19 protein-coding genes are annotated in these 13,147 nt (G+C 76.2%); 10 read left to right on the top strand and 9 right to left on the bottom strand.

Annotated features, from left to right (window positions below; all coding sequences use genetic code 11):
- Positions 1–28 precede the first annotated feature (28 nt).
- From dhaL to VER05_RS01900, 3 genes are read right to left on the bottom strand one after another with little or no spacing between them, the layout of a single operon-like run.
- A complete protein-coding gene (dhaL, locus tag VER05_RS01890; protein ID WP_324843708.1) occupies positions 29–649 on the bottom strand; it encodes a dihydroxyacetone kinase subunit DhaL in 621 nt (206 codons plus the stop codon).
- On the bottom strand, positions 646–1,437 hold the full coding sequence (locus tag VER05_RS01895; RefSeq protein WP_324843709.1) for an HAD-IA family hydrolase: 792 nt from the start codon (positions 1,435–1,437) through the stop codon (positions 646–648). Before VER05_RS01895 ends, dhaL begins: the two co-directional genes overlap by 4 nt.
- Positions 1,434–2,312, bottom strand: coding sequence for a class II fructose-bisphosphate aldolase (locus tag VER05_RS01900; protein WP_324843710.1), 879 nt, complete (start codon positions 2,310–2,312; stop codon positions 1,434–1,436). Before VER05_RS01900 ends, VER05_RS01895 begins: the two co-directional genes overlap by 4 nt.
- 201 nt (positions 2,313–2,513) lie before the next feature.
- Between VER05_RS01900 and VER05_RS01905 the strand changes: the two genes are divergently transcribed.
- Together VER05_RS01905 and VER05_RS01910 are read left to right on the top strand one after the other, a co-directional pair.
- On the top strand, positions 2,514–2,945 hold the full coding sequence (locus VER05_RS01905; RefSeq protein ID WP_324843711.1) for a nuclear transport factor 2 family protein: 432 nt from the start codon (positions 2,514–2,516) through the stop codon (positions 2,943–2,945).
- 33 nt (positions 2,946–2,978) lie between these two features.
- On the top strand, positions 2,979–3,695 hold the full coding sequence (locus VER05_RS01910; RefSeq protein WP_324843712.1) for a helix-turn-helix transcriptional regulator: 717 nt from the start codon (positions 2,979–2,981) through the stop codon (positions 3,693–3,695).
- An 82-nt stretch (positions 3,696–3,777) separates the two neighbouring features.
- Here the strand turns inward: VER05_RS01910 and VER05_RS01915 are convergent, their stop codons facing one another.
- Positions 3,778–4,227: a MarR family winged helix-turn-helix transcriptional regulator gene (locus VER05_RS01915; RefSeq protein ID WP_324843713.1), complete on the bottom strand. Its 450-nt coding sequence runs from the start codon at positions 4,225–4,227 to the stop codon at positions 3,778–3,780.
- A gap of 89 nt (positions 4,228–4,316) precedes the next feature.
- On the opposite strand from VER05_RS01915, the gene VER05_RS01920 reads away from it, so the two are divergent.
- The 3 genes from VER05_RS01920 to VER05_RS01930 all read left to right on the top strand — a co-directional run bounded on the left by VER05_RS01920 (position 4,317) and on the right by VER05_RS01930 (position 5,832).
- Positions 4,317–5,201 (top strand): alpha/beta hydrolase, encoded by an 885-nt coding sequence (locus VER05_RS01920; protein WP_324843714.1) that lies wholly within the window; start codon positions 4,317–4,319, stop codon positions 5,199–5,201.
- 152 nt (positions 5,202–5,353) lie between these two features.
- Entirely contained in the window at positions 5,354–5,545 is a 192-nt protein-coding gene (locus VER05_RS01925) for a hypothetical protein (protein ID WP_324843715.1), read from the top strand.
- Between the two features lie 80 nt (positions 5,546–5,625).
- A complete protein-coding gene (locus tag VER05_RS01930) occupies positions 5,626–5,832 on the top strand; it encodes a hypothetical protein (RefSeq protein WP_324843716.1) in 207 nt (68 codons plus the stop codon).
- Between the two features lie 34 nt (positions 5,833–5,866).
- Here the strand turns inward: VER05_RS01930 and VER05_RS01935 are convergent, their stop codons facing one another.
- The gene (locus tag VER05_RS01935) at positions 5,867–6,406 is read right to left on the bottom strand and encodes a TetR/AcrR family transcriptional regulator (protein ID WP_324843717.1); all 540 of its coding nucleotides are present in this window, start codon (positions 6,404–6,406) and stop codon (positions 5,867–5,869) included.
- Between the two features lie 83 nt (positions 6,407–6,489).
- On the opposite strand from VER05_RS01935, the gene VER05_RS01940 reads away from it, so the two are divergent.
- Both VER05_RS01940 and VER05_RS01945 read left to right on the top strand, forming a co-directional pair.
- Positions 6,490–7,461: an SDR family NAD(P)-dependent oxidoreductase gene (locus VER05_RS01940; RefSeq protein ID WP_324843718.1), complete on the top strand. Its 972-nt coding sequence runs from the start codon at positions 6,490–6,492 to the stop codon at positions 7,459–7,461.
- A 71-nt stretch (positions 7,462–7,532) separates the two neighbouring features.
- Positions 7,533–7,871: a hypothetical protein gene (locus VER05_RS01945; protein ID WP_324843719.1), complete on the top strand. Its 339-nt coding sequence runs from the start codon at positions 7,533–7,535 to the stop codon at positions 7,869–7,871.
- 69 nt (positions 7,872–7,940) lie between these two features.
- Here the strand turns inward: VER05_RS01945 and VER05_RS01950 are convergent, their stop codons facing one another.
- The gene (locus VER05_RS01950; protein ID WP_324843720.1) at positions 7,941–8,465 is read right to left on the bottom strand and encodes a putative immunity protein; all 525 of its coding nucleotides are present in this window, start codon (positions 8,463–8,465) and stop codon (positions 7,941–7,943) included.
- Positions 8,466–8,992: 527 nt separating this feature from the next.
- Here VER05_RS01950 and VER05_RS01955 point away from each other — a divergent pair.
- Entirely contained in the window at positions 8,993–9,595 is a 603-nt protein-coding gene (locus tag VER05_RS01955) for a GNAT family N-acetyltransferase (RefSeq protein WP_324843721.1), read from the top strand.
- A 4-nt stretch (positions 9,596–9,599) separates the two neighbouring features.
- Here VER05_RS01955 and VER05_RS01960 read toward each other — a convergent pair whose 3' ends face one another.
- Positions 9,600–10,070 carry an SAM-dependent methyltransferase gene (locus tag VER05_RS01960; protein ID WP_324843722.1) on the bottom strand — a complete coding sequence of 157 codons (471 nt, stop codon included), beginning with the start codon at positions 10,068–10,070 and terminating at the stop codon, positions 9,600–9,602.
- A 160-nt stretch (positions 10,071–10,230) separates the two neighbouring features.
- Here VER05_RS01960 and VER05_RS01965 point away from each other — a divergent pair, with 160 nt between their 5' ends.
- On the top strand, positions 10,231–10,779 hold the full coding sequence (locus tag VER05_RS01965) for a sigma-70 family RNA polymerase sigma factor (protein WP_324843723.1): 549 nt from the start codon (positions 10,231–10,233) through the stop codon (positions 10,777–10,779).
- Positions 10,780–11,039: 260 nt separating this feature from the next.
- The gene (locus VER05_RS01970; RefSeq protein WP_324843724.1) at positions 11,040–11,963 is read left to right on the top strand and encodes a hypothetical protein; all 924 of its coding nucleotides are present in this window, start codon (positions 11,040–11,042) and stop codon (positions 11,961–11,963) included.
- Positions 11,964–12,068: 105 nt separating this feature from the next.
- On the opposite strand, the gene VER05_RS01975 is transcribed toward VER05_RS01970, so the two are convergent.
- Both VER05_RS01975 and VER05_RS01980 read right to left on the bottom strand, forming a co-directional pair.
- Positions 12,069–12,422, bottom strand: a complete 354-nt coding sequence (locus tag VER05_RS01975; protein WP_324843725.1) for a hypothetical protein — start codon at positions 12,420–12,422, stop codon at positions 12,069–12,071.
- Positions 12,423–12,539: 117 nt separating this feature from the next.
- On the bottom strand, positions 12,540–13,147 hold a 608-nt coding region (locus VER05_RS01980; RefSeq protein ID WP_324843726.1), incomplete at its 5' end, for a hypothetical protein.

Below are 13,147 nucleotides of genomic sequence, written 5' to 3' on the forward strand. Positions count from 1 at the left end.
CCTTCCCTGTCGTCCGGTCCTCGGTCGCTCACCAGGTGGCGGCGACCCGCTCCGCCAGCACCGCCACGGCGACGGCACCGGGGTCGAGCGACCCGATGCTGCGCTCGCCGGTGTAGGACGCCCGGCCGCGCCGGGCCTGCATCGGCCGCGTGGCCTCCGCCGCGGCGCGCGCGGTCGCGGCGGCGGCCGTCGCGACCTCGCCCGGCGCGGCGCCGGCCGCGAGCTGCTGCTCGACGGTGTCGGTCAGCGGCACGAGCGCGTCGAGCAGCGTCTTCTCGCCCAGGTCGGCGCCGCCGCGGGCCTTGATGCCCTCGACCGCCGCCCGCAGCATCGCGACGACGTCGCCGCCGGTGACGTCCTGCTTGCCCTTCACGGCGCCGGCGGCCCGCAGGAACGCGGTGCCCCAGATCGGCCCCGAGGTGCCGCCGATCCGCCCGCTCATCGTCACCGCCACCCTCTGCAGGAAGGTCCCGGCATCGGCGCGGTCGTAGTCGTCCCAGCCCGCGAGCACGTTCTCGAACCCGCGCGCGAGGGAGAACCCGAAGTCGCCGTCGCCGACCACGGAGTCGAGCTCGCCGAAGTACTGCTCGTTCTCGACGCAGGTCTCGGCGACGGTGCGGACGACCTGCTCGACGCGCTGCTGGCTCACGGTGTCGCTCCTTGCTCGGGTCCGAGGAGGCGCTGCAGGTGCCCGAGCCCGACGGCGCCGTCGACCTCCAGCCCGCGCGGGTCCGCCAGGGTGGTCGCCGGGTCGGCCGGCGGGTCGCCGAGCGAGGTCACGACGAGGGCGGCGCCGGTGAAGTCCTCGTCCTTCGTGTAGCTGCTGACGGTGACGACGGTGGTGAGGCCGGCGGCGAGCGCCGCCCGCAGCCCGTTCGCGCTGTCCTCCACGACCACCACCTCGCGCGGGTCGAGCCGGGTCTCGCGCAGCGCGAGCAGGTAGATGTCGGGCGCGGGCTTCTTGCGCGGCACGACGTCGCCGGCGAACACGTCGAACCGCGCGGCGAGGCCGGGCCCGACCGCGTGCTCCAGCACCGCCCGGACGGACTCCTCGGCCGACGTCGACGCCACGGCGAGCCGCCAGCCCGCCGCGTCGGCCTCGGCGACGAGCCGGGCGATCCCGGGCCGGCCGGGCAGCGCGCCCGAGCGGACCAGCGCCGTGTAGCGCGCGGTCTTGGCCCGGTGCCACCGCGCGACCAGGTCGGCCTGCTCGTCGGGGTCGGTCGGCAGCCCGGCGCGCGCGACGAGGTCGGGCTCCAGCAGCGTCCGCAGCCGCTCCTTGCCGCCGCCGATCCCGAGCAGCCGGCCGTACTCCTCCTCCGACCAGCGCACCGGCAGGTCGAACTCCTCGAAGGTGGCGTTGAAGGCGGGGAGGTGGCCGTCCCGCTCGGTGTCGGCGAGCACGCCGTCGCAGTCGAAGAACAGGCCCGGGCTCACCGCACGGCCCTCGCGACGCCGCGCGCGTGCCCGGCGGCGCCGAACTGCTCGACGAGCGGGACGATCGCCGCCTCCACCGCGGCCGCGACGTCGCGGAACATGCTCGGCGGGTCCCACCGGTCGCGCTCCCGGGCCCCGTCGAGGTGCGCGGCGGCCGCGCGCATGTAGGCGACCTTCACCGCGGTCGAGATGTTGATCTTCGAGACGCCGGCGGCGACGAACGCGGCGAAGTCCTCCGCCGACAGCCCGGTGCCGCCGTGCAGCACGATGGACCGGTCCGTCAGAGCGGCGAGCTCGCGCACCCGCTCGGGCAGCAGCACCGGCCGGGCGCGGTACTCGCCGTGCGCGGTGCCGAGCTGCGGGGCGATCAGGTCCACGCCGGTGCGCGCGGCGACGTCGGCCAGCTGCTCGACCGAGTAGGCGTGCAGCGCCACGTCGGACCCGACCCCGTCCTCGACGCCGACGATGTTCTCGATCTCCGACTCGACGTCCACCCCGGCCGCGTGCGCCTGCGCCACGACCTCCGCGGTCTCCCGCTCCGCCGTCGCGAGGTCCCGGTCCGAGGCGTCGAACAGCACGGACGACCAGCCCGCGGCGACCACCTCGTCGATCACGGCGCGGTCCGGGCAGTGGTCCAGGTGCAGCGCCACGGGGACCGCCAGGTCGCGGGTCGCGAGCCGGAACATCGTGGTCAGCAGCTCGGTGCCCGTCGACCGGACGGTCTTCACCGAGAGCTGGATGATGAGCGGCGCCTGCGCGCTCACCGCCGCGGCCACGACCGCGCGCAGGCTGAGGTCGTCCAGGACGTTCACCGCGGGCACCGCGTACCCGTGCTCGCGGCCGTGCCGGGCGAGCGCCGCCGTGGATGCGATCATCGTCGATCTCCTCCGGGCCCGGACGTGGTGATTCGTCCGGGTTTGTCCGGAGTCTAGGACGCGGGCGCGCGCCGGGGCCAGGCGGTGCAGGGAGGATCACCCGGCGGGTGCCGCGCCGGGGCGCCGGGTTCCGGGGGAGCGCGCCGGCCGGGCGCCGAACACCGACACACCGTTGTCGCGCCGACGCCCGAGGGTGGACGCATGACCGAGACCACGCACCCCGCCACCACCGACCCGACCGCTCTCGCTGCCGCGACCACCCCCACCGCCGCCCGCCGCTCGCTGGACCTGTGGCTGACGATGTGGAACGGCGACGCCGCCCTCGCGCGGCGGATCTGCGCCGACGACTTCCGCATCCGGTTCGCCGTGACCGAGGCCGACGGGTCGACTCCTGCGGACGAGATCCGCACCGCCGACGAGTTCGCGCGCTACCTCGGCTGGTGGCACGGCGCCCACCCGGGCGTCGTCTTCACCCGGGTCGCCGACGCGGTCGACGGCGCGCACGGCCGCCTGCTCTGGGACATGGCGGCGGGCGACCTGCTCGTGGGCGGTGTCGACGTGTTCGACTTCGACGCGGACGGCCGGGTCCGGCGCGTCTGGTCCGTCGGCGGGCAGCGGAGCCTGCGGGGCTGAGACGGCGCCGGCGCGGCCTGGCAGGCTGGGCGGATGAAGCGAGCCGAGCGGCAGTACGCCCTCGTCGACCTGCTGCGCGGCGCACGACGCCCGTGGTCCGCCGCCCGGCTCGCCGCCGAGCTCGGCGTGTCGTCGCGGACCATCGAGCGGGACCTCCGGTCGCTCCAGCTCGCCGGCGTCCCGATCTACGCCGAGCACGGGGCGGCGGGCGGCTACGCGATCCTGCGGGAGTACTCGCTGCCGCCGCTGAACCTCTCCGGCCCGGAGTCGCTCGCGGTGCTGGCCGGGCTCGCCCTGCTCGACTCCTCGCCGTACCGGGCGGCGGCGCGTCGCGCCCGCGCCAAGATCGCCGCGGTGGTGGGCGAGGAGCACCGGGCCCCGGTCGAGGACCTCCTCGGGCGGATGCAGGTCATCGACCCCGCGCCGCCGGCGGACGGCGGCGTGCCGCTCGGGATGCTCGCCGACGTGATCGCCGCCCGGCGGGTCGTCCGGCTCACCTACCTCGGCGAGGGCCCGGACGGCGACCCGGACCCCGCGACGAGCACGACCCGCGACGTGGAGACCATGGGGCTGCTGCGCGGCGGCGACGCCTGGCTGCTCGTGGGGTGGTGCCGGCTGCGCGACGCGATCCGCGGCTTCCGGATCGAGCGGATCACCCGGCTGGACGTGCTCCCGGAGGTCGCGCCGCCGCGCGACCCGGCGCTGCTCGCGGCGGACCAGGCGCGGTGGCCGGTGCGCAGCCTCGGGTGACCGGGGGAGCGGGTGGCCGGGGCCGCGGCCGTCCTGCGATGAGCCCGGCCGGGTGCGCACCCACGCCGCCGGACCCCCGGGGTCACGGCTCGCGCCGCGCTGGGTCCACCCCCGCCAGGAGGACGAGGGCGTCCTCGACCGCGTCGGCCCGGCCCGGCCCCAGCTCGCCGACCCACCGCGCCCGGAGGCGGTCGAACACCGCGGCCCCGAGCGCGGTCATCTCCTCGCCGCGCGGGGTGACCCGCAGCCGCTTGCGCCGGGCGTCCGCCGGGTCGTCCACGCGCGCCACGTAGCCGAGGTCCTCGAGCGCGGCGACGGTCTTCGCGGCCGCCTGGCGGCTGATCCCCAGGCTGCGCCCGAGCGCCGCGGCGCTGTCCGCGCCTCCGCCGATCGCGCCGAGCGCGAACTCGAGGTTCGCGGTCACGCCCGGGTGGCCGCCCCGGTCCAGCTCCGCGACCACCTCGTCCACCATCGCGTCGAACGCCCCGAGCAGCAGCAGGGCGAGGCGCACCCCCTCGCTCGTCCTGGCCATGCACCGAACCTAGGGGACCGGGGGGCTCTTGACAACCTGGTTGCGCATTGGCGAGTCTGACAACCACGTTGTCAACCACGGAGGTCCTCATGCCCGTCCAGCCCGCCGGCGCCACCATCGCCGCCGTCCGCCACCACGTCGCCGAGATCGACGGCACGACCCTGCACTACGTCACCGCCGGGACCGGGGGCACGCCCGTCCTCCTCGTCCACGGCTTCCCCGAGTCGTGGTGGGCCTTCCACCGCCTCATCCCGCTGCTGGCCGACCGCCACCGGGTCGTCGCCGTCGACCTGCGCGGGTTCGGCGACTCGGCGGTCGCCGACGACACGTTCACCAGCGCCGTCGCGGCCGAGGACCTGCACCGGCTGATCGACGCCCTCGGGCTCGGGCCCGTGCACCTGCTGGCCCAGGACGTCGCCGGCGGCACGCTCCTGCGGCTCGCGGCGGCGCACCCGGAGGACCTCGCGAGCGTGACGGCGGTCGAGCTCGGACTGGCCGGCTTCGGGCTCGAGGCGTTCGCCGACGTGACGCACGGCGGATCCTGGCACCTCGGCACGCTGGCCGCGCCGGGCATCGCCGAGCTGCTGTTCACGGGGCGGGAGCGCGCGCTGCTCGCCGACTGGGCGTTCCCGTCGATGACCGTCGTCCCCGGCGCGGTCACCGCGGCGGACGTCGACGAGCTCGCCCGCACGTACGCCCGCCCCGGCGGGTGGCGGGGCGCCGCGGCGATCTACCGCTCGATCCTCACGGAGGGGGAGGAGAACCGGCGGATCGGGGCGACCCGGCCGATCACGGTCCCGGTGCTCGCGGTCGGCGGGTCCGGGGGCGAGTTCACCGCCGCGACCCTGGCCCAGGTCGCCCGCGGCGAGGTCGAGTCGGTCGTGCTGGGCGGCGTCGGGCACCACGTCGCGCTGGAGGCGCCGGACGCCCTCGCCGCGGCGGTGCTGGCGTTCACCGCGCGCGTGGACGGCTGACCGTCCCCGCCGCCTCCAGCGCTGGCCGAGGGCGGCCCGGGTGCATCCCCGCCGCGCGGGCGTCCCGGCGCGCTGCCACGATCGGCGGGTGGCGTCCGCGGCGCAGGGCAGCCGCGATGACGTGCCGACACCGACGGAGGACGCGGGAGACGATGCGTGAGCGCACGGGTGGGCGGGTGCTGCTCGCCGGCACCGGGTCGTTCCTGGTGCTGTTCGGCGTCGTCGCGGTGGCGGCGTTCCCCGACGCCCGGGGCGTCCGGTTCGACGTCCCGGCGTGGTGGGTCGGGACCGCCGTGATCGCCATCGGAGTCGGCATGCTCGTGGCCGCGGTGCTGGACCGGTGAGCGCGCGGGGCGGCGGGCCCGGTCCGGCACACCGCGGGGCCGGAGGGCGCCGGCGTGCGTGGGACTGGCCGGCCGTCCTGGTGCTGTCGGGCCTCGCCGCCAAGGCGCTGCTCAGCACCACGGTCGACGAGACGCTCGGTACCTGGGTGGGCGCGGTGCTGGCGTTCGCGGGCACCGTGACGTTCGTCGTGTCGACCTGGTCGACCGTGCGCCGCGGCTCGGCGGAGGACGAGCCGGACCGGGACGCGGCGTCGCGCGGGGGGCGCGACGCGGGACGCCGCCGGTGACGGCCGCGCCACCCTGCGCGGGGGCGGGGGCGGCCTAGTCCGGCCGCAGGCCGGCCCGGAGCACGGCGGCGACGGTCCCGTGGTCGCCCGGGCCGCCGAGCCGGACGGCGTGCTCGAACCCGCACACCAGGTGCATCAGCTGCTCGAGCGTCAGGTCCGGCCGCACGGCCCCGGCGCGCTGCGCGCGGTCGAGCAGCGTGGCGGCGGTCCGGGTCAGCTCGGCCTTGGCCTCCTGCACCTCGGGCGACGCGCCGTCCGCGGCGAGCAGCACCTGCTGGAGGCCGTCGTCGGCGAGCAGCAGGTCGAGCACGGCCGACAGGAACCCCTGGAAAGCGCGGCCGGGGTCCTCGTCGTCCGCGGCCGCCCGGGCGGCGCCGAGCGCGCGGCGGACGGAGCCTGCCGTGAGCTCCTCGACCAGCGCCTCGACGGTCGGGAAGTGCCGGTACACCGTCCCGACCCCGACCCCCGCCGCACGCGCCACCTCGTTGAGCCGGAGCGAGCCGCGGTCCCGGCCGGCGGCGGCGGCGAGGATGCGCTCCCGACTGCGCACGGCGTCGGAGCGGAGCGGCGGCATGGCGACGATGCTACCCGAATCGGATGGACCATCCGGTACGGTGCGGCTAACGGATCATCTATCCATCTCGAGACGAGGCCGCCATGTCCCCGCACACGACCACCACGGACGCCCGACCTGACCACACCACCTGGGATCCCGCGCACCCACCCCGCCAGGAGGGCCGCACCGTCGTGGTGACCGGCGCCACCGCCGGGATCGGGTACTTCGCCGCCGAGCAGCTCGCGGCGGCGGGCGCCGACGTCGTGCTCGCCTCGCGCTCCGCGGCCCGGCTCGCGGCCGCCCGGGAGTCGATCCTCGCCCGGACCCCGGACGCGCACGTCCGGACCGTCGCCCTGGAGCTCGGCTCGCTGCGCGCGGTGGACGACGCGGCGGCCCAGCTCGCGGCGCTGCCCCGCGTCGACGCGGTCTTCCTCAACGGGGGCGCGATGGCGATGAGCAGCCGGGACCGCACGGCCGACGGGCACCCGCTCCTGCTCGGCACCCACGTCCTCGGGCACGTCCGCCTGCTCGCGGGGATCCTGCCCGCCCTCGCCGCCACCGCCGGGGGAGACGGGGGCGAGGGCCGCGTGGTGCACACCTCGACGGGGTTCGTCGCGCGGTTCCGGCCCGTCGTCGACGACGTGACCCGGGTGCCGCGGCTCGGGATCGTCGCGTACGCCCGGGCGAAGGCCGTCACGGAGGTGTTCGCGTACGAGCTCGACCGGCGCCTGCGCGCGGCCGGGCGACCGGTGGCGTCGGTCGTCACGCACCCGGGCGTCGGGGTGGATGCCCGGACGCCGCACCGACCGGGGATCCGCGACGCGACGACGCCCTACCGGCGCAACCCGTACACGCCGTGGGCACAGGGGAAGGACGCCGCGGCGTGGCCGGGCGTGCGCGCCGTGACCGACCCCGGGGTGCGCGGGGGCGACTACCTCGCGCCGCGGGAGGGGATGCGGGGTGAGCCCGTGCGCCTCCCCGTCCCCGCGCGGACCGCCGAGCCCGGCGCGGGCGTCGCGCGCCGGGTGTGGGAGCGGCTCGAGGCGCTCGCCGGGGTCGAGGTCCGGGTATGAGCCCCCGACCACCCGTGCCGGTGGGCCGAACGGCCCCGCGGCACGGGCGCGGCCGGTGCCACCATGTCGCTGTGCCGCACCTCCCCGTCGACCGCGACGCTCCGCGAGCCCTGCTCCAGGAGTACTGCCGGCGGCTCGCGGTGTTCGTGAGCTGGGACGCGTCCGTCGGCGACGACGCCCCCCGCTCCGGGCTCCTGCTCCGCGACCTGGCGGACGGTCTCGCCGCGGCGGCCCGTCGGCTGGCCGCGCACCCGGCACTGTCCGGCGACGCCGAGCTGGCGCACCGGGTCGCCTCGCTCGACCGGGCGGCCGCGCGTGCGGTGACCGACCCGGCGTTCTCCCGGGAGGTCGTCGAGGCCGGTCACGAGGTCGCGGAGCGCGGCGAGGACGTGCTCGGCGTCGTGTGGTGAAGCGCCCCGCGCCGCGCACGGCGCCGGGACACGACCGGCGGGACGTCGGGGAGGACCGCCCCGGCGTTGCTACCGCCCGTCGCGGATCGCCGCGTCGAGCGCGCACACGAGCTCGGAGAGCCGGGTGCGCCCTCGGGGCGCCGCCGGGTACCGCGCGAGGACCTCTGGCACCGGGGGAGCGGCGCGCTCGGCGAGCGCACGGACGACCTCGTCGCCCGCGGCGCTCGTCCGCACCTCGGCCACCCGCGCGGCGCAGGCGGCCGCCCGCAGGATGTGCCCGACCTGTGTCGCCCGCGCGATCGGGTGCAGGTAGGCCGCCGCCGATGCGTCGCCGCAGGCCAGGGCGGCGAGCTGCGCGGGCTCCGTGGCCACGTCGCGGGCCGCACGGTGCGCGGCGAAGGCAGCCGTCCGCTGGAGGTTCGACCGGTCCGCGCCGTCGGCGAACGCCAGGGCCGCGGCGATCGCCTCGCGCGGCCGCGCGTCCTCGGGCGCCACGGCCTCGAATTCGGGGAGCACGCCCTGCGCGCAGTCGACGGCGAACCGGACGACCGCTCGGCGCTCGGTCATCGTCAGGTGGACGTCGCCGGTCATCATGCCCCCATCGTGCCTGGCGCGGCCGCGCCGGGGCCGGCACCGCGTGTCGCGTCCGTCCGACGCGAGGAGTCCGTCACCTGCCGGGATGAGCGTGCGGTCACCCGGCGGTCGCGCCCGCGCCGCGTTCGGCTGCACCGGCGAGCCGGTCCTGCGGGAGGGCGAGCGCGGGACGGCGTGGCGCTGCGGGGACCTCGTGCTCAAGCCGCGCGACGGTGACCGCGACGCGGTCGAGTGGGCAGAGCGGGCTCTCGGCGACCCGGCGACGTCCGCTGGACCGCTCCGGTGCGATCACGGCCGGCGAGTCGGTCGTCGACGGCTGGACGGCGTGGTCCTTCGTGGTGGGGGAGCACCGGCCCTGCTCGACGTCCCGCGCGCGGGAGCACCTCTCTCAGGTGCTGGTTCGGACCGCGCCGGAGTTGCGACGACACTGGCGTTGTCTGACGCGCAGAAGCGCAGGTCAGGGCGCCGAGCGGTATCGTGCATCCCGTACCCGCAGGTCCTGCCGCCGACGTCTGGGGATCGTTCCTGTGCCGACCGAGGACACCGCTCCCGGGACCACGCGCGGCCGACCCGGGCCCCGGGTCCGCATCGTCCACCTGACCGGCGCGGTGTTCGACGCGCTGGCCGCCGGCGACCTCGCCCGTGCCGACTCCCGCAGCCCGGTCCGGTTGACCGCGTACTTCGCCGGACCGGACTGGCGCAGCACGTGGGCGAGGCGCAGCGAGCAGGCTCGTCGGGACCCCGGTAGCACGGGCTGGATCACCGGCGTCATCTGGGACGAGGACCAGTCCCTGCCCGCCGGCCGCGCCGGCTTCCACGGACCACCGGATGCCGACGGCATGGTGGAGATCGGGTACGCGGTCGATCCCGCGCACCGTCGCCGTGGCTACGCGCGTGCGGCACTCGAGTCGCTGCTCCGGCGAGCCTGGGACGAGCCGACGGTGCGGACGGTACGGGTCACCATCGCTCCCGGGAACACCGCGTCCCGTGACCTGGCCCTGCAGTACGGGTTCACCGCCGTGGGGGAGCAGTGGGACGACGAGGACGGCCTGGAGATCGTCTACGAGGTCGCTGCCGACGCCGCGACCGCGACGCCGGTCGGTCGGCCGACGGGACGGGAGAGCGGCTGACGCGTCAGGCCTCCCAGTACCCGCGCATCAGCTCGGACGCCCAGGCCGGCTGCCGCACGACCCCGCGCGGGGCGAACTCCGCCAGGTACGGCTTGATGTCCAGGACGGGCGTCCCGTCGACGGCGTCCAGCCCCTCGAGGTCGATCCGCAACCCGTGCACGCCCAGGAGCCGGCACGTCGTGAGCCCGAGCCGGTTGGGCCTGTTCTTGCCGCGCTGGGCGAAGATCCCGACGGCGGGCCAGTCGGGGTTGCCACGGGGACGTCTCGCCCCGTACTCGACGGCATCGGGCGCGACCCGGTCGAACGCGAAGATCACCTCGACGTGGCTGAAGGTCGTGAGCTCCAGCAGGGCGCTCTCGTCGAACGCCGCGGGGTCCAGCTCGATCGCGGCCCGCTCGCTGTCCCAGTCGTCGTCCTCGACCTCGCTGCGCGTGCTGGTGACGTAGCCGACCGGGCGCAGGGCGATGTCACTCATGCGGCCAGCGTCGCACACCCGCGGTTCGGCGAAGCCGCAGGCCGGGCGCGGGATCCTCGTCGACCGTGCACGACCGACGGTCGCTCGCCCCGTGCAACGTTTCGCGCATGCTCCCCGTCCTCGGTGGTAGAAGATGCGCACCACAGGCAAGGGGGCCGCGATGGACGACCGCCGTCGACGCAGCGACGACGTGCTGATGGCCCTGGCACGTGACCGTGGACCGGCGCTGCACGCCTACGCCTCCCTGCTCACCGGAAACCTCCGCGACGCCGAGGACCTGGTCCAGGATGCGCTGGTCAAGACGTTCGTCCGCGGTCGGCACGTCGAACTCGCCTCGGCCGAGGGTTACGTGCGCACCGCGATCCTCACCACCTGGATCTACTCGTACCGTCGGCGCCGGCAGTGGGAGCGGGTCCGTCACCTGCTGGTCCGCGACGAGCGCCAGGAGAGCCGCGCCGACGAGGTGGAGGCTCGTGCGGACGTGCGGACCGCGCTCGGCCGTCTGCCTCCGCAGCAGCGGGCGTGCGTGGTGCTGCGGTACTACGACGACCTCACCGTGGGCGAGATCGCCGATCGGATGGGCCTCGCCGACGGCACCGTCAAGCGCTACCTGAGCATCGCGGTCGGGCGTCTCGAGACGCTGCTGGGGCCGCTCGCCACCCCGGCGGCGGCGCGGACCGTCCTGGTGAACGAGGGAGACGGGCGATGAACATGGACTTCGGCAGGGCGCTGCGCGACGTCACCACCGAGGCAGAGCGACTCACGCACCCCGTGGACGTGGGGCGCATCCAGACCCGCATACACCGGCGCCGCGCACGCCGTGTCGCCCTCCAGTGCGTCGGGGGAGTGGCCGTGATCGGGGCGGTGGGCACGGGGGTCGGACTGCTCACGAGCGGTCTCCTCGAGGATCGCCGACCGGCCACGCCCAGCACACCCGCTCCACGCGTCCCGACGTGCGGAGCGGAGTTCGTGCTGCGCGAGGCGCACGACGCGGACGTCACCGTGCACGGCGCGGTCGCGGTGGGGGTTGTCGACGAGCGCGACGGGTCGTTCCAGGGGACGTCGGCCGGGGACTCGCTGTACGTCGACGTGTTCGTCGAGCCCGACGGCCCGTCCGGTCCGCTCGACTCACCCGACCGCTCCGCGGTGACGACTGTCCTGGTGGATCCCCGCGGGACCGTCGCGTTCCGGAGCGATCCCGCGCAGCAGCTGGAGCTCGAGGCGACCGACGGCAGCGGGGCGACCGCGCTCGACGGGCTCTACGACGCGGCGGACTGCCGCACGGGCGCACCTCTCGACGGCACGTACCGCGCCTACGCCGTCGCCACAGATCGGAGCACGGGCCGCAGCGACGTCATCCAGCTCGCTCCCGTCAGCTTCGAGCTCGGAGCCGGTCAGCAGGCCGGCCAGTGGCCCAGCCTGGTACCGACGTGCGGACGTGCCGCGCCCGACGACCTGATCGCCGGGCGCGCCGCCGCGGACTTCGACGTCGCCCTCGAGTCGAGCGCCGGTCTCGACGATCTCCGTGGGGGCGTGAGCGTTCGCGCGACGGTGACCGCGGCGACCCCGGAAGGCAGGCTCGTCGGCACCGTGCCGCAGTCGCTGCACGCGGTGCTCGTCGACGACGACGGGACCGTCGTCAGCCAGGTGTACGACCCGACGCGGCAGGACTACGACTCCGGCGCGACCTTCGACGTCGGCCCGGGAGAGTCGTTCTCGGCCGAGGTCTACCAGTGGTTCGCGTCATGCCCGGACAATGGCAGGTACGAGACCGTTCCAGCCGGCTCGTACAGCATGTACGTCTACAGCGTCATCCTGGCCGGTGACGGGCCAGGGACATCGCCCGCCCCGAGGATCGCGGTCGGTGGTCCGTACGCGGTCACGCTGGAGTAGACCCGGGTTCCCACTGGGGGTGTGCGGTCGGAGCCGATCGGCCCTCAGATGACATAACGTGCATTATCGGCGCTCCGCCAGGACGGCCCGGGAAGGGACGGCGCCTCAGAACGTCACCACGGTCGCGCCCTCCAACGCGAAGCGCAGCAGCTCGTCGCGGGCCACCCGCAGCCGGAACCCGCGGGCGGCCAGGTCGGCCTCGGTGCCGTCCGCCCGCGCCGAGTTCACGCACGCCCCGACGACGACCCCCGCGGCGATCAGCTCGTCCAGCTGGCGGTCGAACGTCGCGCCGGCCTCGTCGGCACCCCGGCCGATCCGGCGCTGCGCGGGACCGAAGCAGAACACCTCGACCTCGACACCCCGGTCGGCCGCGACCTCGAGCATCCGTTGCGCCACCCGGGTGCCGGTGACCACGGAGTCGTCGTCGTCGTGGAACACGTGGACCACCGTCTTGGGCATGGTGCCGCCTCTCTCGTCCGGGTGACCGCACTGTCGCACCTGCGCGGCGTGCCGCCCCGGAGCGTCCCAGCCTGCGAGCACGCCGTGCGGTGCGGGTGATCCGGCCGCGCGTCGACGTCAGCGCCGGGGCGACCCGCCCGCCACCGGGCGCACCGGCCGCACGACCGCCCACGCGGCGCCCGAGCCAGCCGCCCACGGCAGCGCCGCGATCCCGGCGAACAGCGCGACGTCCGCCCACGGGTACGGCGTGGCCGGGTCGACGACCCGGAAGCCGAACGGCCCCCACGGGCCCCACAGGAGCACGGCGGCCCCGGCGGCGACCCACGCCGCGACCCAGGCGACCGTCGCCACCTGCCAGCCCAGCGAGGCCGCGCGCAGCACGACCGCCACGAGCGCCAGGACCGGGCCGCCGATCACCACGGCGGGCGCGAGGGCGAGCAGCGGGACCCACAGCGTGACGTACCGGGTGTCGCCCGGCGTCCCGAGCCCGCCGGTGTGCGCCGCCGAGGCCAGGACCAGGGCCAGCACCGTGCCGGTCGCCGACAGCACGAAGGCCAGCGGCCACACGGCGAGCAGACGACCCCACCGGACGGTCGCGCCGCGCGGCGGCACCCGCACGAGGCCCGCGACATCGGCCTGGCGCACCGCTCCCCCGGCCCGGCTCACCCCGTCCCCGTGGCCCGCCGACGGCGCAGGTCGGCGGCGGCGCTCGCGAGGTAGCCCGC

Origin of the sequence: Cellulomonas sp., from assembly GCF_035634735.1 — a bacterium.
In the GTDB taxonomy this organism is placed as follows: domain Bacteria; phylum Actinomycetota; class Actinomycetes; order Actinomycetales; family Cellulomonadaceae; genus Cellulomonas.